This window comes from Vibrio sp. 10N.222.46.A1 (assembly GCF_041473595.1).
GTDB lineage: Bacteria > Pseudomonadota > Gammaproteobacteria > Enterobacterales > Vibrionaceae > Vibrio > Vibrio tasmaniensis_A.
In genome coordinates this window covers 1-384 of record NZ_JBFRSN010001631.1, presented here as the reverse complement: position 1 = coordinate 384, position 384 = coordinate 1, and the positions used below count along the sequence as shown (strand labels likewise).

The following is a 384-nucleotide window of genomic DNA, read 5'->3' as shown; positions in this document are numbered from 1 at the left end:
GTTCAGAGTATCTGCAAGACTTACCTGTGTTGTCGATTGAACCAGAATCGGTTTCCCAATATATGATGCGTAAGTCAGACAACGAACAACATCTCTCGACTGCAGAAGTGGCGAGCTTGGTTTTGAAACAGGCTGGTGAAGAGCAGGGTGCCAAGACTTTACAGCTATGGTTTGAGACATTTCGGGAAAGTTACATGTTAAGTAAGACACGTTATAAGTCCGATCCGACCAAACCAAGTCTGAACGCTTTCATAGAGCACACCAAAAGTGAGACGTCACTCTAACCTTTAACCGCTTTGTGCTGACTTGTTGTTCAAACAGACTCGATCACGAGATAAGTTTGTTATCTATCACGGTTTGTAGGGGGAGTGTTATGGATAATGC

1 protein-coding gene is annotated in these 384 nt (G+C 43.8%); it reads left to right on the top strand.

All coding sequences use genetic code 11. The features are described from left to right. Positions 1-284, top strand: a 284-nt coding sequence (locus AB4496_RS28545) for a DTW domain-containing protein (RefSeq protein WP_372133444.1), incomplete at its 5' end; no start/stop codon positions are given. Positions 285-384: the final 100 nt, after the last annotated feature.